21 protein-coding genes are annotated in these 22,227 nt (G+C 67.2%); 10 read left to right on the top strand and 11 right to left on the bottom strand.

The window, feature by feature from the left end; translation table 11 throughout:
* Positions 1 to 90: 90 nt before the first annotated feature.
* The 7 genes from NRG74_RS10890 to NRG74_RS10860 form a co-directional block, all read right to left on the bottom strand.
* Complete coding sequence (locus tag NRG74_RS10890; protein WP_257706507.1) at positions 91 to 2,040, bottom strand: ATP-binding protein; 1,950 nt, start codon at positions 2,038 to 2,040, stop codon at positions 91 to 93.
* A 76-nt stretch (positions 2,041 to 2,116) separates the two neighbouring features.
* The gene (locus tag NRG74_RS10885) at positions 2,117 to 2,323 is read right to left on the bottom strand and encodes a hypothetical protein (protein ID WP_007159388.1); all 207 of its coding nucleotides are present in this window, start codon (positions 2,321 to 2,323) and stop codon (positions 2,117 to 2,119) included.
* Between the two features lie 53 nt (positions 2,324 to 2,376).
* A complete protein-coding gene (locus NRG74_RS10880) occupies positions 2,377 to 3,360 on the bottom strand; it encodes an NAD(P)-dependent oxidoreductase (protein WP_257706506.1) in 984 nt (327 codons plus the stop codon).
* A gap of 14 nt (positions 3,361 to 3,374) precedes the next feature.
* Positions 3,375 to 4,658, bottom strand: a complete 1,284-nt coding sequence (locus NRG74_RS10875) for an MFS transporter (RefSeq protein ID WP_257706505.1) — start codon at positions 4,656 to 4,658, stop codon at positions 3,375 to 3,377.
* A gap of 37 nt (positions 4,659 to 4,695) precedes the next feature.
* The gene (locus NRG74_RS10870) at positions 4,696 to 5,625 is read right to left on the bottom strand and encodes a sugar kinase (protein ID WP_257706504.1); all 930 of its coding nucleotides are present in this window, start codon (positions 5,623 to 5,625) and stop codon (positions 4,696 to 4,698) included.
* Positions 5,618 to 6,400, bottom strand: a complete 783-nt coding sequence (locus NRG74_RS10865; protein WP_257706503.1) for a sugar phosphate isomerase/epimerase family protein — start codon at positions 6,398 to 6,400, stop codon at positions 5,618 to 5,620. Before NRG74_RS10865 ends, NRG74_RS10870 begins: the two co-directional genes overlap by 8 nt.
* A gap of 57 nt (positions 6,401 to 6,457) precedes the next feature.
* Positions 6,458 to 7,495, bottom strand: coding sequence for a LacI family DNA-binding transcriptional regulator (locus NRG74_RS10860; protein WP_257706502.1), 1,038 nt, complete (start codon positions 7,493 to 7,495; stop codon positions 6,458 to 6,460).
* A 165-nt stretch (positions 7,496 to 7,660) separates the two neighbouring features.
* Here NRG74_RS10860 and NRG74_RS10855 point away from each other — a divergent pair, with 165 nt between their 5' ends.
* The 3 genes from NRG74_RS10855 (at position 7,661) to recX (ending at position 9,808) form a co-directional block, all read left to right on the top strand.
* Positions 7,661 to 8,161, top strand: coding sequence for a CinA family protein (locus tag NRG74_RS10855; protein WP_017639020.1), 501 nt, complete (start codon positions 7,661 to 7,663; stop codon positions 8,159 to 8,161).
* 86 nt (positions 8,162 to 8,247) lie between these two features.
* Entirely contained in the window at positions 8,248 to 9,291 is a 1,044-nt protein-coding gene (gene recA, locus NRG74_RS10850) for a recombinase RecA (protein WP_017639019.1), read from the top strand.
* Between the two features lie 109 nt (positions 9,292 to 9,400).
* Positions 9,401 to 9,808, top strand: coding sequence for a recombination regulator RecX (gene recX, locus NRG74_RS10845; protein ID WP_064306781.1), 408 nt, complete (start codon positions 9,401 to 9,403; stop codon positions 9,806 to 9,808).
* A gap of 452 nt (positions 9,809 to 10,260) precedes the next feature.
* Here recX and NRG74_RS10840 read toward each other — a convergent pair whose 3' ends face one another.
* Positions 10,261 to 11,340, bottom strand: a complete 1,080-nt coding sequence (locus NRG74_RS10840) for a TIGR00730 family Rossman fold protein (RefSeq protein WP_257706501.1) — start codon at positions 11,338 to 11,340, stop codon at positions 10,261 to 10,263.
* Between the two features lie 15 nt (positions 11,341 to 11,355).
* A complete protein-coding gene (locus tag NRG74_RS10835; RefSeq protein ID WP_017639016.1) occupies positions 11,356 to 11,763 on the bottom strand; it encodes a quorum-sensing-regulated virulence factor family protein in 408 nt (135 codons plus the stop codon).
* A 141-nt stretch (positions 11,764 to 11,904) separates the two neighbouring features.
* Here NRG74_RS10835 and NRG74_RS10830 point away from each other — a divergent pair, with 141 nt between their 5' ends.
* Entirely contained in the window at positions 11,905 to 12,642 is a 738-nt protein-coding gene (locus NRG74_RS10830; protein ID WP_257706500.1) for a tRNA-uridine aminocarboxypropyltransferase, read from the top strand.
* Here NRG74_RS10830 and NRG74_RS10825 read toward each other — a convergent pair.
* The gene (locus NRG74_RS10825) at positions 12,635 to 13,531 is read right to left on the bottom strand and encodes a DMT family transporter (protein ID WP_257706499.1); all 897 of its coding nucleotides are present in this window, start codon (positions 13,529 to 13,531) and stop codon (positions 12,635 to 12,637) included. The two genes, NRG74_RS10830 and NRG74_RS10825, sit on opposite strands and share 8 nt — an antisense overlap.
* A gap of 170 nt (positions 13,532 to 13,701) precedes the next feature.
* Between NRG74_RS10825 and erdR the strand changes: the two genes are divergently transcribed.
* Both erdR and NRG74_RS10815 read left to right on the top strand, forming a co-directional pair.
* The gene (erdR, locus tag NRG74_RS10820) at positions 13,702 to 14,352 is read left to right on the top strand and encodes a response regulator transcription factor ErdR (RefSeq protein ID WP_017639013.1); all 651 of its coding nucleotides are present in this window, start codon (positions 13,702 to 13,704) and stop codon (positions 14,350 to 14,352) included.
* A 107-nt stretch (positions 14,353 to 14,459) separates the two neighbouring features.
* Positions 14,460 to 14,828: a diacylglycerol kinase gene (locus NRG74_RS10815; RefSeq protein WP_064306739.1), complete on the top strand. Its 369-nt coding sequence runs from the start codon at positions 14,460 to 14,462 to the stop codon at positions 14,826 to 14,828.
* A gap of 12 nt (positions 14,829 to 14,840) precedes the next feature.
* Here NRG74_RS10815 and NRG74_RS10810 read toward each other — a convergent pair whose 3' ends face one another.
* The gene (locus NRG74_RS10810) at positions 14,841 to 16,040 is read right to left on the bottom strand and encodes a zinc-binding metallopeptidase family protein (protein WP_257706498.1); all 1,200 of its coding nucleotides are present in this window, start codon (positions 16,038 to 16,040) and stop codon (positions 14,841 to 14,843) included.
* Positions 16,041 to 16,352: 312 nt separating this feature from the next.
* Between NRG74_RS10810 and NRG74_RS10805 the strand changes: the two genes are divergently transcribed.
* The 4 genes from NRG74_RS10805 to hutG all read left to right on the top strand — a co-directional run bounded on the left by NRG74_RS10805 (position 16,353) and on the right by hutG (position 22,194).
* Positions 16,353 to 18,833 (top strand): circularly permuted type 2 ATP-grasp protein, encoded by a 2,481-nt coding sequence (locus NRG74_RS10805; protein ID WP_257706497.1) that lies wholly within the window; start codon positions 16,353 to 16,355, stop codon positions 18,831 to 18,833.
* Entirely contained in the window at positions 18,833 to 19,714 is an 882-nt protein-coding gene (locus tag NRG74_RS10800; RefSeq protein WP_257706496.1) for a transglutaminase family protein, read from the top strand. The genes NRG74_RS10805 and NRG74_RS10800 overlap by 1 nt, the downstream gene beginning before the upstream one ends.
* A 331-nt stretch (positions 19,715 to 20,045) precedes the next feature.
* A complete protein-coding gene (hutI, locus tag NRG74_RS10795; protein ID WP_257706495.1) occupies positions 20,046 to 21,260 on the top strand; it encodes an imidazolonepropionase in 1,215 nt (404 codons plus the stop codon).
* Entirely contained in the window at positions 21,250 to 22,194 is a 945-nt protein-coding gene (hutG, locus tag NRG74_RS10790; RefSeq protein ID WP_257706494.1) for a formimidoylglutamase, read from the top strand. Before hutI ends, hutG begins: the two co-directional genes overlap by 11 nt.
* Positions 22,195 to 22,227 lie beyond the last annotated feature (33 nt).

Raw genomic sequence — 22,227 nt, 5'->3', positions numbered from 1 at the left:
GGGTGTTTCGATCCGGTTGCCTTGGGATAGCCGCGTATTGTCCACCAACTCGTGGCGTTTGTCGGCCCCACTCGGCTCAAGGGAGCGGCATCAGGCCTGCGGCTTTTGCTCGCGGGCGGCCAGCAGCAGATCGATCTGGGTCATGAGCCTTTCCAGGGTGAAGGGCTTGGCCAGCACCTCGACGCCAGGGGCGGGCAGGGGTTCGCCGGGTAGCTCCGCCTCGGCGTAGCCGGTGATCAGCAGGGTCATCAGACCCGGGCGACGCTCCCGGGCCAGGGCGGCGAGCTGGCAGCCGCTCAACCCGCCCGGCAGGCCGACGTCGGCGATCAGCAGATCCAGCGGCGTATCCGATTCCAGCACCTGCAATGCGGTGGCGGCATCGGTCGCCTCCAGGGTGCGGATGCGGTGTTCGCGCAGGGCCTCGTCCACCAGCGTCCGCACCAGGGGTTCGTCGTCCACCACCAGCACCGTCATGCCAGCGGGATAGCGTAACGGCGAGGTACGCATCGTCTCGACCGACGGCGGTGGGATTTCCACCAGGCGTGGCAGATAGAGCGTCACGGTAGTGCCTCGGCCCGGAGCCGAGGCGATATGGGCAACGCCACCGGACTGCCTGGCGAAGCCATAGATCATCGACAGGCCCAGGCCAGTGCCCATGCCCACCGGCTTGGTGGTGAAGAAGGGATCGAAAGCGCGCGCCAGGACCTCGGGCGGCATTCCGGAACCGGTGTCGAGTACCGCCAGGGTCACGTAGTCGCCAGCCGGCAATTCCAGCGCGGTGGCCTGGGCGTCGTTGAGGCGGCGATTGGCGGTGACGATGCGCAGCGTGCCACCCTCGGGCATGGCATCCCGGGCGTTGATGCACAGATTGAGCAGGGCGTTTTCCAGCTGGTGGGGATCGCACAGGGTGAGGTCGAGCGCCTCGGCCAGTTCGATATGGATCTCGACCTGGGGGCCTACCGAGCGGCGGATGAGCTCTTCCATGCCCTGCACCAGGGCGTTGGTCTGAGTGGCCGAGGGATCCAGCGCCTGGCGACGGGAAAAGGCCAGCAGGCGGTGGGTGAGGGCCGCGGCGCGTTCGGCGGCGCCCTTGGCACCCGTGGCATAGCGTTCGAGGTCGGTGAAACGACCCTGCGCCAGGCGCAGACTGAGCATGTCGAGGCTGCCGATCACCCCGGTCAGCAGATTGTTGAAATCGTGAGCGATCCCGCCGGTGAGCTGGCCAACGGCTTCCATCTTCTGGCTCTGGCGCAGTTGCTCTTCGGTCTGACGCAGGGCTTCCTGTTGTTCGCGGATGGCGGTGACCTCGCGCACCGCGGAATAGATGAGGCCCTCCTGCAGCACCGAATTCCACGACAGCCAGCGATAGCCGCCTTCGCGATGCCGATAGCGATTCTCGAAGCCGAACACCGGTTCGCCAAGCGCCAGGCGCTTCAGGGCCGCCTCGGTGCGGGCGCGATCCTCGACGTGCACGAAGGCCATGAAGGGCTCGTGGCGCAACTGCTCTTCGCTCCAGCCCAGGGTATGGGTCCAGGCTGGATTGAGGTCCAGCAGCTGGCCTTCCAGGGTCGCCGTACAGAGCAGGTCGGGGCTGGCCTGCCAGATCAGGTCGCGCTGACGGGTGCGCAGGGTGACCTGTTCGCCGAGATTGCCGGCGAAGCGATAGAGGGACTCCAGGCTGCGGCGCTGGGCCGCGCAGACCGTCGCCATGATGATATTGACCAGCACGAACAGGGCATGGGACACCCAGCGTTCGGAGAACAGCGCGAAATAGGCCGGCGCCTTGACGAACAGGGTCTCGGCCAGCAGCACCGACAGCAGGATGGCACAGAGGCCGGGACCCAGGCCGAACCAGAAGGCCGCGGCCATGATGAAGGGGATGAACAGCAGATAGGGCAGGCTGTCGATGCCCAGACTCAACCGGATCCCGGCCGCGATGCCGATCAGCAGGGCCGCGCCCAGATAGCGCCAGGGGGCGGGAGCGTCCCGCGGGACCAGCTTGAGTAGCCGGCCGAGCAGGGTGTGGGTGGCGATGGGCACTAGAGCTAGACCTCGGGACGCTGGTCCGTCACGGTACCGAAAGGGCGCACGACAGAAAGGCGGGCGGACCGACGGTTCAGGTGCCTTCGTGCCGCTCGAACTCCTCGACGGCGCGCGCCACCTCGGCGTTGTCCGCCGCCGTGCTGCGGGCCTGGCGCTCGAAGGCGGTGGCCAGTTCGTTGACCAGTTGCAGCAGGCGGGGGATGTCGCCGCTGCGCTCGGCATCGGCGGCCTGCTCGCGTACGCGGTTGACGAAAGCTTGGGGATCGTCGAAGGCGGTCATGGGGCGTTCTCCGTTGGGCTGATAATGGTCTGACCACAAATGAGCGCCAAGGCTCACTCGCGGTGCTGCCAGACCTCCGGGTTGACCAGATTCGCCGGTCGGCGACCGTCCAGAGCGGCCAGCAGGTTGTCCACCGCGCAGCGGGCCATGGCCTCGCGCGTCTCCTGGGTCGCCGAGCCCAGGTGTGGCGTCGGCACCACGTTGGGCAGGCGCAGCAGGGGCGAGTCCGGCGCCACGGGTTCGCGATCGAAGACGTCCAGCCCGGCGCCACGCAGGCGGCCTTGCTGCAGGGCGGTGATCAGCGCGGTTTCATCGATCACCGGGCCACGCGAGACATTGATCAGGATCGCATGAGCCGGCAACCGCGCCAGTTCGGCAGCGCCCAACAGGTGGTGGGTCTCGTCGCTCAGGGGCACGGTGACGCAGAGGAAGTCGCAGCTCGCCAGCAACTCCGGCAGCGTCAGGAAGCGTGCGCCAAAGCGTTCGTCCACCTCCGGCTTGGCGGCGTGGGCGGTGTAGTTGACCTGCATGCCGAAGCCCAGGTGGGCGCGGCGGGCGATGGCCTGGCCAATGCGGCCCATGCCCACCAGGCCCAGGGTCTTGCCATGGACGTCGCAGCCGAAATGGTCCTCGCCCAGACTGGCCTGCCACTGGCCGGCGCGGACCCAGTCGGCCAGCTCGACGATGCGCCGCGCGGTGGCGAGCAGCAGGGCGAAGGCGGCATCGGCGACGCTTTCGGTGAGCACATCCGGGGTGTTGCAGAGCAGGATGCCGCGCCGCTGCAGATAGGGCAGGTCGTAGCTGTCGAAGCCCACCGAGACGCTGGCGATGGCTTCCAGCCGGGGCGCCAAATCCAGTAGTTCGGGCGTCAGCTTGAAGCTGGAGCCGAGCAGGCCCTGGGCCTCGGGCAGGCGTTCGCGCAACCGGGCTTCGCCGCCCGGGGCCTTGACGTCGATGTACTCCAGGTCGAAGGCCTCGCGCAGTCGCGCGGTCAGCACCGGCGACAGGGCCTTGTAGTGGATCACCTTCTTTTTCATGGACGAGTCTTCCTCTAGTGACTGGTGGCGGGCTTGAGCGCCGCGGCGCGAGCGACCGGTTCCTGGCGCAGAAGCAGGGTGAGGACCACGGACACCAGCAGGGCGCCGCCCATGAAGCCGAAGGACGCGCCGGGACCGCCGGTCACGCCGTTGAGATAGCCCACCAGGTAGGAGCCGGCAAAGGAGCCCAGGGCGCCCATGCTGTTGATCAGCGCCATGGCGCCACCGGCGACGTTGACGGGCAGGATCTCCGGGACGATGGCGAAGAAGGGGCCATAGGGGGCGTACATGCAGGCCCCCGCCACCACCAGCAGCGCGTAGGACCACCAGAAGTGGTGAGGGCCGAGGGCGAAGGAGCCGAGGAAGGCCAGCGCGGCGATCAGCAGCGGCGGCCAGACGAACAGTTTGCGATTCTGCATGCGGTCCGAGGCCCAGGACACGCCGAGCATGGCCAGCACGGCGGCCAGGTAGGGCAGGGAGGACAGCCAGCCGGCCTGGACGATGTCCAGTTGGGCGCCCTGGCGCAGGATCGACGGCAACCAAAGGACGAAGCCATAGACGCCGATGCTCCAGCAGAAATATTGCAGCGACAGCAGGATGACCTTGGGCGAACGGAAGGCTTCGGCGTAGTTCTTGACCGGCTTCATGCCCTGTTGTTCGGCCTTCAGCGCCTCCTCCAGGCGGGTCTTTTCCTCGGCGGCGAGCCAGGTGGCATCCTTGGGCCGCTCGGCGGCCAGGCGCCACCAGATGAAGGCCCAGATCACCGCTGGCAGGCCTTCGATGATGAACATCCAGCGCCAGTCCAGGGCATGGATCAGATAGCCCGAGACCACCGACATCCAGAGAATGGTCACCGGGTTGCCGAGGATCAGGAAGGTATTGGCCCGCGAGCGCTCGCGCTTGGTGAACCAGTGGCAGAGATAGACCAGCATCGCCGGCATCACCGCCGCTTCGACGACGCCGAGCAGGAAGCGGATGGCGATGAGCAGGGTGACGTTGGGCACCATGCCGGTCAGGGTGGCCAGGCCGCCCCAGGCGATCAGGCTCCAGAAGATCAGCCGCTTGACGCTGCGCTTCTCGGCATAGATGGCGCCGGGTACTTGGAAGAAGAAGTAGCCGAGAAAGAACAGCGCACCGAGCAGCGAGGACATCGCCGGGGTGATGCCCAGGTCGTCGGCCATGCCCGAGGCGGCGGCGAAGCCATAGTTGGCCCGGTCGAGGTAGGCCAGGCTGTAGGTGATGAAGACCACTGGCATCAGATACCACCAGCGGCGTGGAGCGAGAGAAGAGGCGTTCATGGGGTCACCTGCTTGATTGTTCTTGTAAAGGTGTAGATCAGGGCAGTTCGTGTCGGTAGGGCAGTCCTTCCATGTCGCCGACCACCTGCACGGCGCGGGCGCCGATCCAGTTGCCGCGGGCGACGGCGGCGGCGACATCGAGGCCATCGAGCAGGGTGCTGACGAAGCCGGTGGCGAAGCCATCACCGGCGCCGACGGTGTCCACCACCTCGGCCACGGGCACGCCGGGGACCTCACCCTCGGCCTTAGGGGTGCGCCAGTAGCCACCTTCGGGACCGAGCTTGATGGCCACGGCCTTGGCGCCGCGGTCGAGGTAGAAGGCAGCGATGTCCGCCGGGGTGTGGTAGCCGGTCAGCAGCCGGCCCTCGGCCAGGCCGGGCAGCACCCAGTCGGCGAGGGCGGCGAGGTCGTTGAGCTCGCGGCGCATCTGCTCTTCGCTGTCCCACAGCGAAGGCCGCAGATTGGGGTCGAAGGAGATGCTGCGACCGGCGTCGCGCATGGCCTGCAGCAGGTGGCGGCTGAAGGCGCGGGCGCTGGGCGACAGTGCCGGCGGGATACCGGTGGCATGCAGGTGACGCGCCTGCAGCAGACTCGGGTCGAAATCCTCCTCGATGTTGAGGTGGCTGGCCGCCGAGCCGCGGCGGAAGTACTCCACCACCGGATCGCTGCCATCGGCGGCGCGGGACTTGAGCTGGAAGCCGGTGGGGTGATGCGGATCGACGGTGAGGCGGCTGCAGTCCAGCCCCTCGGCCTCTAGGCTGGCGCGCACGAAGCGGCCAAAGGAGTCGTCACCGACGCGCGACAGCCAGGCGACCCTGAAGCCCAGGCGGCTCAGGCCGATGGCCACATTGTTGTCGGCGCCGGCGATGCGCTTGCCGAACTGGCCGACCGTGGCCAGGTCGCCCGGCGTCTCGGCAACGAACATGGCCATGGTTTCGCCAAAGGCGAGGATGTCGATGTCAGCCATGCCGGCGTTCCTCCTGGGCATGGCCATCCAAGGTGCGCAGCGCCGCCACCTGGCGGCGGGTCTCGGCCAGTAGATCCGCACCCATCAGGGGAAATTCGATGGCGCGCCGCAAGCCGTGGGGGAAATAGGTCATCAGGCCTTGCCAGGCCAGCAGATCGGCGGCTTCCGGCGGCACGGCGTGCAGGCCACCCGCGCGGCGACGGACCGCCTTGCAATGCAGGTAACGGACGTCCGGGCCGAGCAGGCGAGCGGCCTGCAGCGGATCTTCGTCCTGCCAGCGCCAGTTGCCGACATCGAAGGTCAGCCCTATTGGCAGGCCTGCTGCCCGGACCGCTTGGATGAAGGCGCGCAACGGTTCGACCCGGCCACCCTGGGCGGTCTGGTCGTTTTCCACCAGCAGCTGCGGACCACCGTCCCGTAGCAAGCTGCCAAGCGCCGAAAGATCGGCCGCCGCGCGATAGTGTCCGAGCGACACCTTGAGGGTATCGGCGCCCAGCAGGCGGGCTTCGGCGATGGCTTCGGGCAGGCGCGGCGAGAAGGCCGCGCCGGCGTCGGGCCAGAGTTCGAGGGGGACCGAATAGACACAACCCAGACCAGCCGCCTGGATGGCGGCGCCTAGGGCAGCGAAATCGGGCGTATCGGTGAAGAGTTCGGCGCGGATTTCCACCTGGGTGGCGCCCGCAGCGGCGATCAGGTCGAGCCAGGCGGCCTGGCCCTGAGTACGGACCCCGTCGGCGCCAAAGGCCGAGGTGGTGATGGCGATCTCCGGTGGCATTGTTATTCTCCTGAAACCGGTTTCAATAAATGACGGATAAAAATGCGAAAGGTGCCCTCAGGCCCTGGCGCGAGTCGACTGGCGGACGCGCAGTTCCGCGCCGAAGGTCTGCTGCACCGGGGCGCTGCGATCCCCGTCGATGCGCCGCTGCAAGCGTTCGAAGGCGGCCACGCCCAAGGCATGGGTCGGCTGGGCGAGGGCGCTGATGCCGCCACCCACCAGCGGAAACCAGTCCAGATCGTCCAGGGCCAGCAGGCCGAGGCGCTCGAACAGGGGCTCGCCCAGGGCCTGCAGCGCCAGGGTCGTGGCCAGGGTCGCCACACCGTTTGCGGTGAGCAGCGCCTTGGAGCCGGGGCCGGGGCTGGCGAGGAAGGCGGCCAGGGCGGCTTGCAGCGCCAGGGCGTTGTCGGCCTCGCCACAGTGTCCGCCACGACAGTCAGGGTGCTCGGCCAGGGCCGCGTCGAAGGCGCCCAGGCGCTGGAGGCGCGAGCTGGTCCCGTCCAGGGGCTCGCTCACCAGCAGCAGGTCGCGATAGCCCTGCTCGCGCAGGTGCGCTACCCCCAGCTCGATAGCTTGGTGGTTGTCGAGGCCGACCAGATCGGCCTCGACGCCCGGCAACTCGCGGTCCAGCAGCACCAGTGGCAGACGGCTGCCCAGGTGCTGCAGGTCGGCGGCATGCTGGCCGAAGGTGTTCACGATAAGGCCTTCGATGCTGTAGGACTGCAGCGCGGCCAGTTGCTGGCGCTCCTGGCGGGCGTCCTGATCGGTGTTGCAGATCAGCAGCGAATAGCCCTGCTGGCGGCAGGCGGTTTCCACGCCGTGCATCACCGCGGTGGAGTAGGGATTGAGCAGGTCGGCCACCAGCATGCCGATCAGGCGACTGCGTCCACGCTTGAGGCCACGGGCCATCTGGTTGGGCTGGAAATCGAGGGCGACCACGGCCTGCTCGATGCGCGTGGCGAGGGCGTCTGACAGCAGGCGACGATCGCCGCTGATATAGCGGGACACGCTGGCCTTGGACACGCCGGCGACGGCGGCCACTTCGGCGATGGTCGCACGGGTGGCGCGCGGACCGGGGATGAAGACATCGTTCATGGCGTACCGCTGTTAGGATTTTGTAGATGCCTGAAACCGGTTTCAGTAAATCTTTTCTCACGCGGGCCGGCAAGCCGGTCTAAGGTGCAGGCCGACCAGTGGTCGCTGCAGGCGCTCGCTTGCCGCGGTCACCTCTTATGTTCTCTTTCGCACAGGAAGGTCTCGATGGATTCCCTCGATAGTCTCGCCCAGCGGTTGGGCGACGCCCTGCAGGCGGCGGGTGCCCAGGTGACCACCGCCGAATCCTGCACCGGCGGCGGCATCGCCGAGGCGATCACCCGCGTCGCCGGCAGCTCGGCCTGGTTCGAGGCCGGCTTCGTCACCTATTCCAACCGGCAGAAGACCCTGCAGCTGGACGTACCCGAGGCGCTGTTCGAGCAGGTCGGCGCGGTCAGCGAAGAGGTGGTAACGGCCATGGCGCTGGGTGCGCAACAGCGCGCCGGTGCTCGCTTTGCGGTCGCGGTGAGCGGTATCGCCGGGCCGGGTGGCGCGGTGCCGGGCAAGCCGGTCGGCACGGTCTGGCTAGCCTGGCGCGATGGAGAAAATTTGCGCACCGAACGGCAGGTCTTTGCCGGCGATCGCGCCGCGGTCCGCCAGCAGACCCAGGTCCGTGCCCTGCAGGTTTTATTGGCCTTGCTGGCCGAGGAAAAAGGCCCTCGGGTGTAGCAACCAGAGGGCGACTATGGTTTAATACTGTTCACTTATACAGGTATCCACGGCCGTCTGGCCCTTCTTTCTCCGAGAGGAATCTAATGGACGACAACAAAAAGCGTGCCCTGGCCGCGGCCTTGGGACAGATCGAAAAGCAATTCGGCAAGGGCACCGTGATGCGCATGGGCGATCACGAGCGCCAGGCCATTCCAGCGATTTCCACCGGCTCCCTGGGTCTGGACATCGCCCTCGGCATCGGTGGTCTGCCCAAGGGCCGGATCGTCGAAATCTACGGTCCTGAATCCTCGGGTAAGACCACCCTGACCCTGTCGGTCATTGCTCAGGCGCAGAAGCAGGGCGCCACCTGCGCCTTCGTCGACGCCGAGCACGCGCTCGATCCGGACTACGCCGGCAAGCTGGGCGTCAACGTCGACGACCTGCTGGTGTCCCAGCCGGATACCGGCGAACAGGCCCTGGAAATCACCGACATGCTGGTGCGCTCCAACGCGGTCGACGTCATCATCGTCGACTCGGTAGCGGCCCTGGTGCCCAAGGCCGAGATCGAAGGCGAGATGGGTGATATGCACGTGGGTCTGCAGGCGCGTCTGATGTCCCAGGCGCTGCGCAAGATCACCGGCAACATCAAGAACGCCAACTGCCTGGTCATCTTCATCAACCAGATCCGCATGAAGATCGGCGTGATGTTCGGCAACCCCGAGACCACCACCGGCGGTAACGCCCTGAAGTTCTACTCCTCGGTCCGTCTCGACATCCGTCGCATCGGCGCGGTGAAGGAAGGCGACGAGGTGATCGGCAGCGAAACCCGCGTTAAGGTGGTCAAGAACAAGGTGGCACCGCCGTTCCGCCAGGCCGAGTTCCAGATTCTTTACGGCAAGGGCATCTACCTGAACGGCGAGATCATCGATCTGGGCGTGCAGCTGGGTCTGATCGAGAAGTCGGGTGCCTGGTACAGCTACCAGGGCAGCAAGATCGGCCAGGGCAAGGGCAATGCCGCCAAGTTCCTGGAAGACAATCCCGAGATCAAGGGTGCCGTGGACAAGGCGATTCGCGAGAAGCTGCTGAGTCAGCCGACCAATCAGAAGGCCGAAGTGGCCGCCGAAGAAGACGCTGACATCGATCTGTGATCGGGTGCCACGTTTGACACAACCCCCGCCTCGTGCGGGGGTTTTTGCATAAGGAGGATCACCCTTGGGCAATCCACTGGATACCACCGCTGCCATTCGTTTCGCCGCCATGGATCTGCTGGCCCGTCGCGAACATGGTCGCGAGGAGCTATCGCGAAAACTGCGGCGGCGCGGGGCCGAGGAAAGCCTGCTCGGCCCGGTGCTGGATCGCCTGGCCGAGGATGGCCTGCTCGACGAGAGTCGCTATCTGGAAAGCTACATCGCCAGCCGTGCCCGTTCCGGTTACGGGCCCATGCGCATTCGCGAAGAACTGGGTCAGCGCGGCTTGCAGCGGGATCAGGTGGAAGCCGCACTGCGTGAAGCGGACGTGGACTGGCAGGCGCACCTCGAAGATGTCTGGCGCAGGAAATTCGGTACGCCCCCAGCTGATGCCAAGGAACGCGCCAAGCAGGGTCGCTTCCTGGCCTATCGGGGCTATGCCATGGATGGGATCAACCGGGTGCTGAGTCGGCGGTAGGCAGCCTGTTCTGTTGGCCTTCGCTGTGCTCAGCGCCAACCTACGGGACAACTGACGTAGGTTGGGTTGAGACGGCTCCATCGTCGAAGCCCAACACGGGCTCCAGGGTCTGTTGGGCTTCGCTGTGCTCAGCGCCAACCTACGGGCAACTGGGGTAGGTTGGGTTGAGACGGCTCTATCGTCGAAGCCCAACAGGGACTCCAGGGTCTGGATGCGTTGGGCTTCGCTGTGCTCAGCGCCAACCTATGGGACAACTGACGTAGGTTGGGTTGAGACGGCTCCATCGTCGAAGCCCAACAGAGACTCCGAGGTCTGGATGCGTTGGGCTTCGCTGCGCTCAGCGCCAACCTACGGGGCAGTTGGGTAGGTTGGGTTGAGACGGCTCCATCGTCGAAGCCCAACAGGGATTCCAGGGTCTGGATGCGTTGGGCTTCGCTGTGCTCAGCGCCAACCTACGAGGATACCCAATGCTCCGGGCGATTGAGTTCGTCTACCAGTTCGCGCAGGCGGCCGTAGTGGCGGCCGTGGAAGTCGAAGGTGAGGCGCGTCAGGTGGGCGAATTCCGCTTCGTCGGCCTGGCCTTCGCCCGGGGCCAGCTGGGTGAAGCCCGGGGTGCGGCAAAGGTCGCCGAAATCCCTGGCCAATTGCTCCAGGCAAGCCGGGGTCACGGCGTGCTTGAGACGGATATGGAGCAGGCCGTCACGCCGGCGGGTGGAGTGGTAGTTGCCATAGAAGCGCTCGATCTCGGCCGCGGCGGCCTCCGGTGAGCGTACCAGCCGGACCAGCTTGAGATCGGCGGGCAGGATGTAGCCTTCGTCCAGCAGATTACGCTCCAGATAGGCCAGGGTATCGTCCCAGAAGTGGCCGTCGGGGGTATCCAGCAACACCAGCGGTACCAGCGGGCTCTTGCCGGTCTGGATCAGGGTGAGCACCTCGAAGGTCTCGTCCAGGGTGCCGAAGCCGCCGGGGCAGAGCACCAGGGCGTCCGCCTCCTTGAGAAAGAACAGCTTGCGCACGTAGAAGAAGTGGAAGGACAGCAGGTGATCCGTGCCTTCGATGGTGGGATTGGCGCGCTGTTCGAAGGGCAGGGTGATGTTGAAGCCCAGGCTGGCCTCGGGCCCGGCGCCCTCGTGGGCGGCGCCCATGATGCCGGCGCCGCCGCCGGTGATGACCATCATGTCGCGGCGGGCCAGAGCGCTGCCCAAGTCGCGGGCAAGGGCGTAAAGGCCGTGATCGATCCGGGTCCGCGCTGAGCCGAACACCGTGACCTTGCGCCGCCGGCGAAAGCGCTCCAGGGTACGGAAGGCCTGCTCCAGCTCCTTGAGGGTCTGCAGCATGATCTTGGCGTCCCAGCGCGCCGGATTGGTCTGCGCCATGCGCACCACCGTCACCAGCATCTCGCGATAGAGGCCCAGATTGGGGCTGCCGCCCGGCAGGGCGTGCTCCAGCAATTCGTCGATGCGCTGACCGAGATCGGCGGCGCTGGGCTCCACGTGGCGGGCCAGGTAGCTGTCGTCGTTGTCCTCGGTCATGCCGCGACCCTCCGCTTACTTGCCCAGGCCGCAGTCGGCAGCCTGGAAGCGCTCGACCATGACCGGCTTGTTGGTCTGGTATTCGGTGAAGTCATAGACCAGGGTGGCGCCACGGGCCAGCAACTGGCGATAGCCGTTGTTCTGGCAGACGCTCTCGGCGAGCTGCACCCGCACCGTGGCCGGATTCTCGCGCATGCGCGCGGCATGCGCCGGGCGCACGCTGAGGTTGTTGACCAGCTGCTTGCCCTGCACGGTGTAGCCGCGGTCGAGGATGTCCTCGTTGATGGCGCGTGGCGTGCCCTGGCTGCTCTCGGTGGCGACCTTGCGCAGCATCTGGTTGAGCTCGTGGTCCTTGAGCGACTCGGCCGCCTGGACGGTGAAGGGCAGGGCGAGGGTCAGGGCGAGCAAAGCAAAACGAGGCATCGTGTTCTCCAGCGTAGAGGAGCCCGTTTCGACCGTGGTCGCGGGCGGGGGTTCGCAAGGCGTCTACGCAGGGTAACCTGCCTGGCCGCCGCGGGCATCCCGATCGCTCTGGTAAACTGCGCTTTTACCCGCGAGCCCGGCATGACCCCGATCAGCGATACCCCTCTGCATGCCGTGGCCCGTCTGCGCCAGGAGCGCCTGGCGCGCAGCATCAAGCCCTTCATCGCCCGGGGCTCGCGCATGGCGCGCTGCCCGAATTGCCGCCTGGCCCCCAGTCATTGCCTCTGCGACCTGCGCCCCCTGCGCCAGACCCACGCCGGCATGTGCCTGCTGATGCACGATGTCGAGCCGCTCAAACCGAGCAACACCGGTTGGCTGATCGCCGACGTGGTGGTCGATACCCACGCCTTCGGCTGGAGTCGCACGACGGTGGACCCGGGGCTGCCGGAGCTGCTGGCGCAGCCAGAATGGCAACCGCTGCTGGTGTTTCCTGGCGAATACGCGGCCCCCGAGCGGGTGGTCGAGACCCTGCCGCTGGCACCCGGCCAGCGACCGCTGTTCGTCTTGCTGGATGCCACCTGGACCGAAGCGCGCAAGATGTTTCGCAAGAGTCCCTACCTGGACCGCCTGCCGGTGTTGAGTTTCCAGCCCACTGCCCTGTCGCGCTACCGCCTGCGGCGCTCCACCCGCGGCGAGCACCTCTGCACCGCCGAGGTCGCCGCCCTGTGCCTGGAACTGGCTGGCGAGGCGCCGGCCGGGCGGCTGCTGGAGGCCTACCTGGACGTGTTCAGCGAGCGCTACCTGGATGCCAAGCATCATCTGCCGCTGGCGGCGGACAGCCCAGCCAGTAGGCAACTGAAGGCCCTGCGCGCTAGTTGACCGGTTTGATCTCCACCGGCGCCTGGCGCGGCCAGAGCTGGGCGGCCAGCATGCCGGCGAACATCAGCACGCAGCCCAGGTAGCCACGACCGCTGAGGGCCTCGCCCAGCAACCAGGCACCGAAGAAGGCGGCGAATACCGCCTCCAGGGAAAAGATCACCGCCGCATGGGAGGCGATGGCGCCGCGCTGGGCGAAGACCTGCAGGGTGTAGCCGATGCCGGCGGCGATCACCCCGCCATAGAGCAGCTCGGGCAGCGCCAGGACGATCTGAGCCGAGTGGATCGGCTCGAAGACCAGCGCCAGCACCAGGCTGATGATGGCGCAGACGACGAACTGCAGGATCGATAGCACCGTGGCGTCGTGACGACTGGAATAGTGTCCCACCAGCAGGACATGGACGCCCCAGGCCAGGGCGCCGGCCAGTTGCAGCAGATCGCCGGACGCCACCTGGAAGTTGTCGCCGATGCTCAGCAACCCCATGCCCACCACCGCCAGACTGGCGCCGATCCAGGTGCCCAGATGGCTGCGCTGGCCGAGCAGCAGTCCCAGCAGCGGCACCACGATGACATAGAGACCGGTGATGAAGCCGGAGTTGGTCACGCTGGTGAACAGCAGCCCGACCTGCTGCAGATTGATGCCCAGGGTCAGCACCAGGCCCATCAGCAGGCCGCCCTTGAAGGTGTCGCGGTTCAGGCGCCGCTGGCGGCCACGGCGGCGCAGGTACAGCAGCAATGGCAGCAGGGTGAGGGCGCCCAGGGCGAATCTCAGGCCGGTATAGAGAAAGGGGCCGATGTGCTCCATGCCGCCGGTCTGGGCGATGAAGGCGCTGCCCCAGATGAGGGCGGTGAGCAGCATGAGCAGATCGGCACGCAGGGCGGCGCTGGGCATGGGCGTCTCTTGGGCAAAACGGCAACTGTGCCGCAAACCGCTGGGTCTTGCCTACCGTCCGCGGTCCGCCCGGCCTTGCTCCCATCCGCGCCGTTGGGCATGCTTGCACGCAGCCCGGGCGCCAGGTACTGGTCGACGCAGGCTCTCACGACAACAAGGAAAGCTACACCATGGCGGCTGCCTACCAGATACTGATCGCCGACGATCATCCGCTGTTTCGCAGCGCCCTGCAGCAGGCCCTGACCCTCGGCTTGGGCGCCCAGGCACGGCTCACCGAGGTGGCCGACATCGCCGAGCTCCAGGCTTGCCTGGCCGAGCGCACCGACTGGGATCTGGTCCTGCTCGACCTCAACATGCCCGGGGCCTATGGCTTTTCCGGATTGGTCCTCTTGCGTGGCCAGTATCCCCAGGTGCCGGTGGTAATGATCTCGGCCCAGGAAGAACCGGCGGTGGTGCAACGCGCCCGGGAATTCGGCGCCAGTGGCTTCATTCCCAAGTCCAGCGATCTGAGTACCCTGCAGCAGGCGGTCAGCCAGGTACTGGACGGTGATACCTGGTGGCCGCCGCAGGTGGAAGGTGCCGCCGCCCTGAGCGAGGAAGCCAAGGCCGCCAGCGCCGGGCTCGCCAGTCTCACCCCACAGCAGTTCCGGGTGCTGACCATGCTCTGCGAAGGGCTGCTCAACAAGCAGATCGCCTTCGAGCTCAATGTCTCCGAGGCTACGGTCAAGGCCCATGCCACGGCCATCTTCCGCAAGCTCGGTGTCCGCACCCGCACCCAGGCGGCCCTGCTGCTGCAACAGCTGGAGAGCACCTCCAGCTGACCCAGGCGCTCTCGGCGCCTGAACTGGGCGCGACCGTCGACTTTCACTTTCTTGCAGCTGCCGTCCACCCGGATCGGCGGTTCGCCCCTGCTGGATGGAGCTTTTCGGTGATCTCTCCCTACAAAGGCAAGACCGGTCTGCGCCGGGTCATCAATGCCACCGGCTATTCCCTGGCCGGCCTGCGCACGGCCTTTCGCCAGGAAGCGGCCTTTCGCTCACTGGTGATGCTCAATGTGGTGCTGGTACCGCTGGCCTTCTGGCTGGAGGTGAGTCGCGGCGAACGGGCATTGCTGGTGGCGGTCTGCCTGCTGTCGCTGGTGGTCGAGCTGTTCAACGCCGCCATCGAGGCAGTGGTGGATCGGATTTCCCTGGACTGGCACGAACTGTCGAAGAACGCCAAGGATCTGGGCAGCGCTGCGCAGTTCGTGGCCATGTTCATCATCGCCGCGGTCTGGGGCATCGTCCTGCTCGGTTGAGCAGGACCCCGATCAGAGGGTAGCGGCCAGGGTGGCACCCGCCGTGGTGTCGTCCGCGGCCAGACCCTGTTCCAGCACGCTGGGCTGGGCCGAGTGGATGACCTTGTGGATGAAGTGCAGCTTGGCGATCACCGGCGCGGGCAGGGCGAAGGGATAGAAGTCCGGTTGGCCCATGCTGCGGGACAGTTCGTTGAGCATGGCCGCCAGTTCGATCCAGGCATTGGCGAAGCCAAGGAATTCATCATCGCTGCGGTCCTCGGCCTCGTACAGCGCCTCGCGGGTGAAGGGCTGGAAATCCAGCTGCAGGCTGCCGGCGTTCATGCCCAGGCTGGCAGCGGTGGCCAGGGTGTCCATCATGTGCAGGTAGTGCGCCCAGGTCTCCGCCCAGTCTTCCCAGGGGTGCATGGTGGCATAGGCGCTGACGTACTGGCTTTCCCAGCCAGCCGGCGCGCCCTGCTCGTAGTGGCGCTGGAGGGCCTCGCCATAGTCGGCGCGCTCGTCGCCGAACAGGGCGCGGAAGGGCTCCTCCCAGGCGGTGCCGGCGACCAGACGATCGAAGTAGTAGTGACCCACTTCATGGCGGAAATGGCCGAGCAGGGTGCGATAGGGTTCGTGCATGTCGGCGCGGACCTTTTCCCGGTGGGCATCGTCCGCTTCGAGGATGTTCAGGGTGATGAGGCCATTGGCGTGCCCGGTGGTGGGGGTGCCAGTGGCATCGGGGGCGAGAAAGTCGAAGGCGAGTCCGTGCTCGGTATCCTGGCTCTGGGGGATTACCTGCAGGCCCAGGCCCAGCAACTGGGCGACCAGTTGCCGCTTGGCCAGCTCCAGCTTGCGCCAGCGCTCGCCGTTGCCCTCGAAGGACAGATCCGGAATGGTGTGATTGAGCTGGCAGGCCACGCAGAAGTTTTCGCCCGATTCGGCCGGCACCAGCCAGTTGCAGGCGGCCGGGGTATCCAGGTTGGCGCAGCGACGATAGAGGCCGCTGCTGGCCTCGGGCAGCTGCCAGAGGCCGCCTTCGGCGGGCTGCAGCGCCGTTGGCGTGCCCTGGTCCGGGGCGTAGCCGAGGGCATTGCCGCAGGCCAGGCATTCGCTGTTGGGAAAGAAGATGGCCTGGCCGCAGGTGCAGTTGGCGACCTTGCGCTGGACGGGCAGGGCGCGCAGGGCATTGCGTTGCTGACGATTCGAACTGTAGCTTCCGAGAAAATTGCGCATGGGGCTAATACCTGGCGAGAGCGGCCGCGTCGGACGCCGGCGGGGCGCTGGCGTCTTGCTAGCGGATTAGTAGAGCGGCTCGACCCTGGAGTTCCGGGTTGTTCGTCGCCTGGCACCGCCGGCGAGGGCTCTAGGATAGGTCCCCGGATCTGATTGCGCCCCGCTGGCCGCGGCGGCCCGTGTTTGCGGTGGCGCATCCCGAGCGACACCACTACCCTAGGTTACCGGCGAGACCGGCACGCCTGCCTGGCCGTGCCTGCCGACTCGACCTTTTCGAACCCGCTTTCGTAGCCTGTCAGCCGTCCTCCGACCATGCCCCCGAACGCTTCCCGCAATGCCAGCGACATGACCGGCAGCTACCACGAACTCTGGAGTCCGCGGGGTGGCGTGCGGCCGCCCTGGCGCCGCTTCTACGGCCATCTGGCCGGGCTGCGACCGGCGCAGCTCGACCAGCGCCAGGCATTGATCGCCCGGCAGATCCAGGAAAACGGCGTCACCTACAACGTCTACGCCGATCCCAAGGGCAGCGACCGGCCCTGGGCGCTGGACCTGCTGCCGCAGCTGATCTCGGCGGAGGAGTGGGCGCCCCTGGCCGCCGGCGTGGCGCAGCGGGCGCGCCTGCTGAACCGGGTCCTGGGCGATCTCTATGGCGAGCAGCGCCTGTTGCACGAGCGGCTGCTGCCGCCGGAGCTGGTGTTCGGTCACAACAACTTTCTCTGGGCCTGCCAGGGGTTGCGCCCGCCGGGCGATACCTGGCTGCACGTCTATGCGGTGGATCTGGCCCGCGCGCCCGATGGCCGCTGGTGGGTGCTGGCCGATCGCACCCAGGCGCCCTCCGGCGCCGGCTATGCGCTGGAGAACCGGCATATCGTGGCGCGGGCCTTTCCCGACCTGCACCGCGACCTGCAGGTCCAGCCGCTCAACGGCTATTTCCAGGCCCTGCAGCGCACCCTGAGCACCGGGCTGGACATCGGCGAGGAGGCGCCGCTGGCAGTGCTGCTGACGCCGGGGCGTTACAACGAGACCTACTTCGAGCACCTCTACCAGGCCCGGCAACTGGGCTTTCCGCTGGTGGAAGGCCAGGACCTCACGGTGCGCGACGCCTGCCTCTATCTGAAGACCCTGAGCGGGCTGAGGCGCGTCCACGCGGTGTTCCGCCGGCTGGACGACGACTTCTGCGATCCGCTGGAGCTGCGCACCGATTCGGCGCTGGGCGTGCCCGGTCTGCTGGAAGCGGTACGTCAGGGCAATGTCATCATGGCCAATGCCCTGGGTAGCGGGCTGCTGGAGTCGCCCGGTCTGCTGGGCTTTCTGCCTGGCGTCTGCCAGGCTCTGCTCGGCGAGACCCTGGCACTGCCCTCCGTGGCCACCTGGTGGTGCGGCGAGACGCCGGTACGGGAAGTGGCCCTGGCACGCCTGGCGGAGCTGGTGATTAAGCCGGCCTATCCGGCCCAGGGCTTTGAGCCGGTGTTCGGCAAGGCGCTGGATACCGAGGGACTGGCCGAATTGCGCGCGCGCATCCTGGCCACGCCCCATGCCTATGTCGCCCAGGAGCGTATCCAGCTGTCCCAGGCGCCGGTCTGGCAGGGCGGTAGCCTGCAGTCGCGGGCCATCGGCATGCGCGTCTATGCGGTGGCCAGCGAAGACGGCTACTGGGTGATGCCCGGCGGCCTGACCCGGGTCGCCCACGAGGGCGCCGCGGTGGTGTCCATGCAGCGCGGCGGGTCGAGCAAGGACACCTGGGTGCTGGGTGGCAGCCGTGCCGCCGCCGAGGTGCCCGGCGCGCGGGTGCTGGGGGTGCGCGATCTGGTACGCAAGGATCCCTTCCTGCCCTCGCGCACCGCCGAAAACCTGTTCTGGTACGGTCGCTACAGCGAACGTTGCGAGGATGCCGCGCGCCTTCTACGGATCGTTCTGAGTCGCTACCTGGATGCCGACGACGGCAGGCCGGCGGTGCAGTCGGCCATCGATCTGGCCACGGCCCTGGAGTTGCTGCCAGCGGGTGACCGGCTGGCGGAGCAACTGCGCGCGGCCCTGGGGCCGGGTGACTTTCCCAGCGGCCTGGGCGCCAACCTGCAGCGCCTGCATTGGGCCGCGGCCCAGGTCCGCGGACGGCTGTCGCCGGAGAACTGGCGCGCCATCCGCGAGGTGGAGCGCGAGGCCCATGGCCTGGGCCAGGTGGGCAGCGAGCCGGGCGAAGCGCTGCAGAGTCTCAACCGCCTGGTGATGGCGCTGGCGGCGGTGGCCGGCTTCACCTTCGACGACATGACCCACGACGAGAGCTGGCGCTTTCTGATGATCTGCCGGCGCATCGAACGGGTGCAATTCCTCGCCGGCAGCCTGGCGCACTTTCTCGAAGGGGGCGCCACCTGGGACGCGGCGGGTCTGGAATGGCTGCTGGAGCTGGGCAACAGCATCATCACCTATCGCTCCCGCTACCAGGCGGCGCCCCAGCTGATCCCGATGCTGGACCTGCTGATGCTGCACGAGCACAACCCCTATTCGATCCGCTTCCAGCTGCATGCGCTGATCAACGCCGTGGAGCACCTGGAACGTTACTACGGCCTGCCCCGCGATCCGGCGCTGCACGATGCCTACGACCGGCTGCGCCGCTTCGACCTCGCGACCCTGGAGAACACCCTGTTCGGCGACGCCGGCCGGATCGAGGTGCAGCAGGGCCTGGCGCGCCTGCTGCGACAGATCGCCGAGGCCAGCAGCCAGCTGTCCGAGCGGGTCATCTATCGCTGCTTCGCCCATGTCGATGCCGTCAGTCAGCGCACGGTGTCCATGTGATGAACCAGGTCCGCTATCGCATCCAGCACGACACCCACTATCGCTACGAGGCGCCGGTGTCGCTTTCCCAGCAGTTGCTGCACCTGCTGCCGCGCGACTGCGCCTGGCAGCGTTGCCTGTCCCGGCAATTGGCTATCCTGCCGCAACCGACCCAGCGCCAGGACGCCTGGGACGCCTTCGGCAATCCGCTGACGCGGCTATCCTTCGAGCGCCCCCACGACGAACTCTATGTCGGCACCGAGCTGGAGGTGGAGGTGGACTCCCGCGCCGGACTCAGGCTGGCGGATTCGCCCCCCTGGGAAGAGGTGCGCGACGGTCTGCGCTATCCCGCCGCCCGGGTCTCGTTGGACGTCCACCACTTCCGCTTCGAATCGCCGGCGGTGCCCCTGGACGGCATCTTCGCCCGCTTCGCCGAGGACTGCTTTCCACCGGGTCGGCCGCTGCTGCTGGGCTGTCGGGCGCTGATGGAAAAGATCCATCGCGAATTCCGCTTCGACGCCACCGCCACCCAGGTGGCGACGCCCCTGCGCGAGGTGCTGGAGCACCGCCATGGCGTCTGCCAGGACTTCGCCCACCTGATGCTGGCCTGCCTGCGCGCCCTGGGGCTGGTGGCGCGCTATGTCAGCGGCTATCTGCTGACCCGTCCGCCACCCGGCAAGCCGCGGCTGATCGGCGCCGACGCCTCCCATGCCTGGATCAGCGTGCATTGCCCACTGCAGGGCTGGGTCGACTTCGATCCCACCAACGACGTCCTGCCGGACCTGGAGCACATCACCCTGGCCTGGGGCCGCGACTTCACCGACGTCTCGCCGCTGCGCGGAGTGATCCTTGGCGGCGGCGACCACGATCCGGTGGTCGAGGTGACGGTGACGCCGCTGTAGGTCTGTGTGGCAGACGCCAGGCCGATCGCGAAGTCGCCGGGCTATCCCCGGCCATGACGGAAGGCGTGAAGCGGCGTCGCCTACTCCAGACAAACCTTGATGCTGTCGGGTCTCATGGGCCCAGCTGCCTAGCGTCTTGATCTGGAAAGACTTTTTTAGAGCGCTGCACACTTATTGTATATACATCAGGGATGACTTGATTTGGATCATTACCGATAACACCTGTTTCAGGCCTTTACAATGCGTCTGGAATAGGATCACGGCCATTTTAAGCGCTTGACAGTCGTCTCCCTCCTGGTTAAATGTATATACATTAACAAGAGGGATCCCTATGTCCTCCGCCTTCACTTCCCGCCTGTGGCGCCACGTCACCCTGTTCGATGGCCTGCAGACCCTGCCCAAGCCCATGGCGGTCTGGGTCAAGAACGACCAGATTGCCGGTGTCTGGCCGGAGTCCGAGTTTCGTACCGAGCTGGCCCCAGGGGTCGAGCGGACGGAAGTGGGTGGAGTGATGACGCCGGGCCTGGTGGATTGCCATACCCATCTGGTCTATGCCGGTCAGCGTGCCGGAGAATTCGAGCAGCGGTTGGAGGGCGCCAGCTACGCGGAAATCGCCCGCGCCGGTGGCGGCATCCTCGGCACCGTAAGGGCCACCCGGGCAGCCAGCGAGGCGGACCTCTTCGCCCTGAGCCTGCCGCGCCTGCAGGCCCTGGCCGACGAGGGCGTCACCACCGTGGAGATCAAGTCCGGCTATGGCCTGACAGTGGCCGACGAACTCAAGTTGTTGCGGGTCGCGCGGCAATTGGGGGAGGCGCTGCCGGTCCGGGTGATCACCACGCTGCTGGGCGCCCATGCCGTGCCGCCGGAATTCCAGGGCGATGCCGAGGGCTACGTCGAGCTGGTCTGCCAGGCGATGATCCCGGCGGCGGTGGCCGAGGGGCTGGCCGATGCAGTGGACGTCTTCTGCGAAGGGATCGCCTTTTCGCCGGCCCAGTGCGAGCGGGTCTTCCAGGCGGCACGGGCGCACGGTCTGCCGATCAAGGCTCATGCCGAGCAGCTGTCCAACCTGGGCGGCAGCGTTTTGGCCGCGCGGTTGGGCGCCCTGTCCACGGATCACGTGGAATACCTCGACGGAGCCGGCGTGCGTGCCATGGCCGCCGCCGGTACCGTCGCCGTGCTCTTGCCCGGTGCCTTCCTGATGCTGGGCGAAACCCAGCATCCACCGGTGGAATTGCTCCGTCGGTACGGGGTGCCCATGGCCCTGGCCAGTGACGCCAATCCCGGCACCTCGCCGCTCTATCTGCCGACCCTGATCGCGCACCTGGGCTGCACCCTGTTTCGCCTGACCCCCCGCGAAGCCCTGACCGGCATCACCGCCCATGCGGCCCAGGCCCTGGGGCGTCCAGAGCTTGGCCGTATCCAGGTGGGCGCCCCGGCGGATCTCTGCCTGTGGGACGTCGGTCAGCCGGCGGAGCTGGCCTATGAGGTGCGCCCGGGCCGCCTGCGGCAGCGCGTCTTTGGTGGGGAGGTGCAGCATGTTCGCTGATCGCCAGACCCTGGAGCTCTGGACTGGCCGTACCGATCCGGAAGCCGACGCCTTGCGCTGGCACCAGCGCATCCAGCCGCTGGCGGCGGACAGCACGCCGGGTATGGCGCTGCTGGGTTTCGCCTGCGACGAGGGGGTAAGGCGCAATCAGGGTCGCACCGGCGCTGCCGAGGGTCCCATCGCCCTGCGGCGGGCCCTGGCCAACGTGGCCTGGCAGCGTCAGGGCCCAGCCTATGACGCCGGTGATGTCCGCTGCGCCGATGGTGATCTGGAAGGCGCTCAGACACGTCTGGCCGGGGCCGTGTGCGGTCTGCTGGACAGCGGTCATCTGCCGGTGGTGCTGGGCGGCGGCCACGAGGTCGCCTGGGCCAGTTGGTCGGGCCTGGCGCTGCACCTGGCCAAGACGCTGCCCAAGCCACGCATCGGCATCGTCAATTTCGATGCCCACCTGGACCTGCGCGATCCGACGCGGGGCCCCACCTCCGGTACGCCCTTCGCCCAGATCGCCGCTCACTGCGCCCATCACGACTGGCCCTTCCGCTATGCCTGCCTGGGTCTGAGCCTGGCGGCCAATACCCGCACGCTGCTCAGGCGTGCGGCCGAGCTGGACGTGCTGATCCGCGAAGACCACGAGATTCGCGAGGGCAGCCTGGAGCGCATCGGCACCGAGCTGGACGTCTTCGCCGCCGGCTGCGATGCCCTCTATCTGACCTTCGACCTGGATGTGCTGCCGGCGGGCGAGGCGCCCGGGGTCAGCGCACCTGCCGCTCATGGCGTGAGCCTCGCCTTGCTGGAACCCCTGATCCGCCGGCTCAAGACCAGCGGCAAGTTGCGCCTGGCCGACGTGGCCGAACTCAATCCCGCACTCGACCAGGACGGCCGCACGGCCCGGGTCGCGGCGCGGCTGATCCATACCCTGGCACTGGACCTTTAAGGCCTGCCGCGAACAACAAGAGAGGAAGACCCC

Origin of the sequence: Pseudomonas oryzihabitans, from assembly GCF_024652905.1 — a bacterium.
In the GTDB taxonomy this organism is placed as follows: Bacteria; Pseudomonadota; Gammaproteobacteria; order Pseudomonadales; family Pseudomonadaceae; genus Chryseomonas; species Chryseomonas benzopyrenica.
This window is presented reverse-complemented; position numbering and strand designations above follow the sequence as displayed.

Coding starts and splice junctions, on each gene's coding strand:
- NRG74_RS10885 (WP_007159388.1), bottom strand. CDS start 2,323: ATGACCGCCTTCGACGATCCCCAAGCTTTCGTCAACCGCGTACGCGAG.
- NRG74_RS10880 (WP_257706506.1), bottom strand. CDS start 3,360: ATGAAAAAGAAGGTGATCCACTACAAGGCCCTGTCGCCGGTGCTGACC.
- NRG74_RS10875 (WP_257706505.1), bottom strand. CDS start 4,658: ATGAACGCCTCTTCTCTCGCTCCACGCCGCTGGTGGTATCTGATGCCA.
- NRG74_RS10870 (WP_257706504.1), bottom strand. CDS start 5,625: ATGGCTGACATCGACATCCTCGCCTTTGGCGAAACCATGGCCATGTTC.
- NRG74_RS10865 (WP_257706503.1), bottom strand. CDS start 6,400: ATGCCACCGGAGATCGCCATCACCACCTCGGCCTTTGGCGCCGACGGG.
- NRG74_RS10860 (WP_257706502.1), bottom strand. CDS start 7,495: ATGAACGATGTCTTCATCCCCGGTCCGCGCGCCACCCGTGCGACCATC.
- NRG74_RS10855 (WP_017639020.1), top strand. CDS start 7,661: ATGGATTCCCTCGATAGTCTCGCCCAGCGGTTGGGCGACGCCCTGCAG.
- recA (WP_017639019.1), top strand. CDS start 8,248: ATGGACGACAACAAAAAGCGTGCCCTGGCCGCGGCCTTGGGACAGATC.
- recX (WP_064306781.1), top strand. CDS start 9,401: ATGGATCTGCTGGCCCGTCGCGAACATGGTCGCGAGGAGCTATCGCGA.
- NRG74_RS10840 (WP_257706501.1), bottom strand. CDS start 11,340: ATGACCGAGGACAACGACGACAGCTACCTGGCCCGCCACGTGGAGCCC.
- NRG74_RS10835 (WP_017639016.1), bottom strand. CDS start 11,763: ATGCCTCGTTTTGCTTTGCTCGCCCTGACCCTCGCCCTGCCCTTCACC.
- NRG74_RS10830 (WP_257706500.1), top strand. CDS start 11,905: ATGACCCCGATCAGCGATACCCCTCTGCATGCCGTGGCCCGTCTGCGC.
- NRG74_RS10825 (WP_257706499.1), bottom strand. CDS start 13,531: ATGCCCAGCGCCGCCCTGCGTGCCGATCTGCTCATGCTGCTCACCGCC.
- erdR (WP_017639013.1), top strand. CDS start 13,702: ATGGCGGCTGCCTACCAGATACTGATCGCCGACGATCATCCGCTGTTT.
- NRG74_RS10810 (WP_257706498.1), bottom strand. CDS start 16,040: ATGCGCAATTTTCTCGGAAGCTACAGTTCGAATCGTCAGCAACGCAAT.
- NRG74_RS10805 (WP_257706497.1), top strand. CDS start 16,353: ATGCCCCCGAACGCTTCCCGCAATGCCAGCGACATGACCGGCAGCTAC.
- NRG74_RS10800 (WP_257706496.1), top strand. CDS start 18,833: ATGAACCAGGTCCGCTATCGCATCCAGCACGACACCCACTATCGCTAC.
- hutI (WP_257706495.1), top strand. CDS start 20,046: ATGTCCTCCGCCTTCACTTCCCGCCTGTGGCGCCACGTCACCCTGTTC.
- hutG (WP_257706494.1), top strand. CDS start 21,250: ATGTTCGCTGATCGCCAGACCCTGGAGCTCTGGACTGGCCGTACCGAT.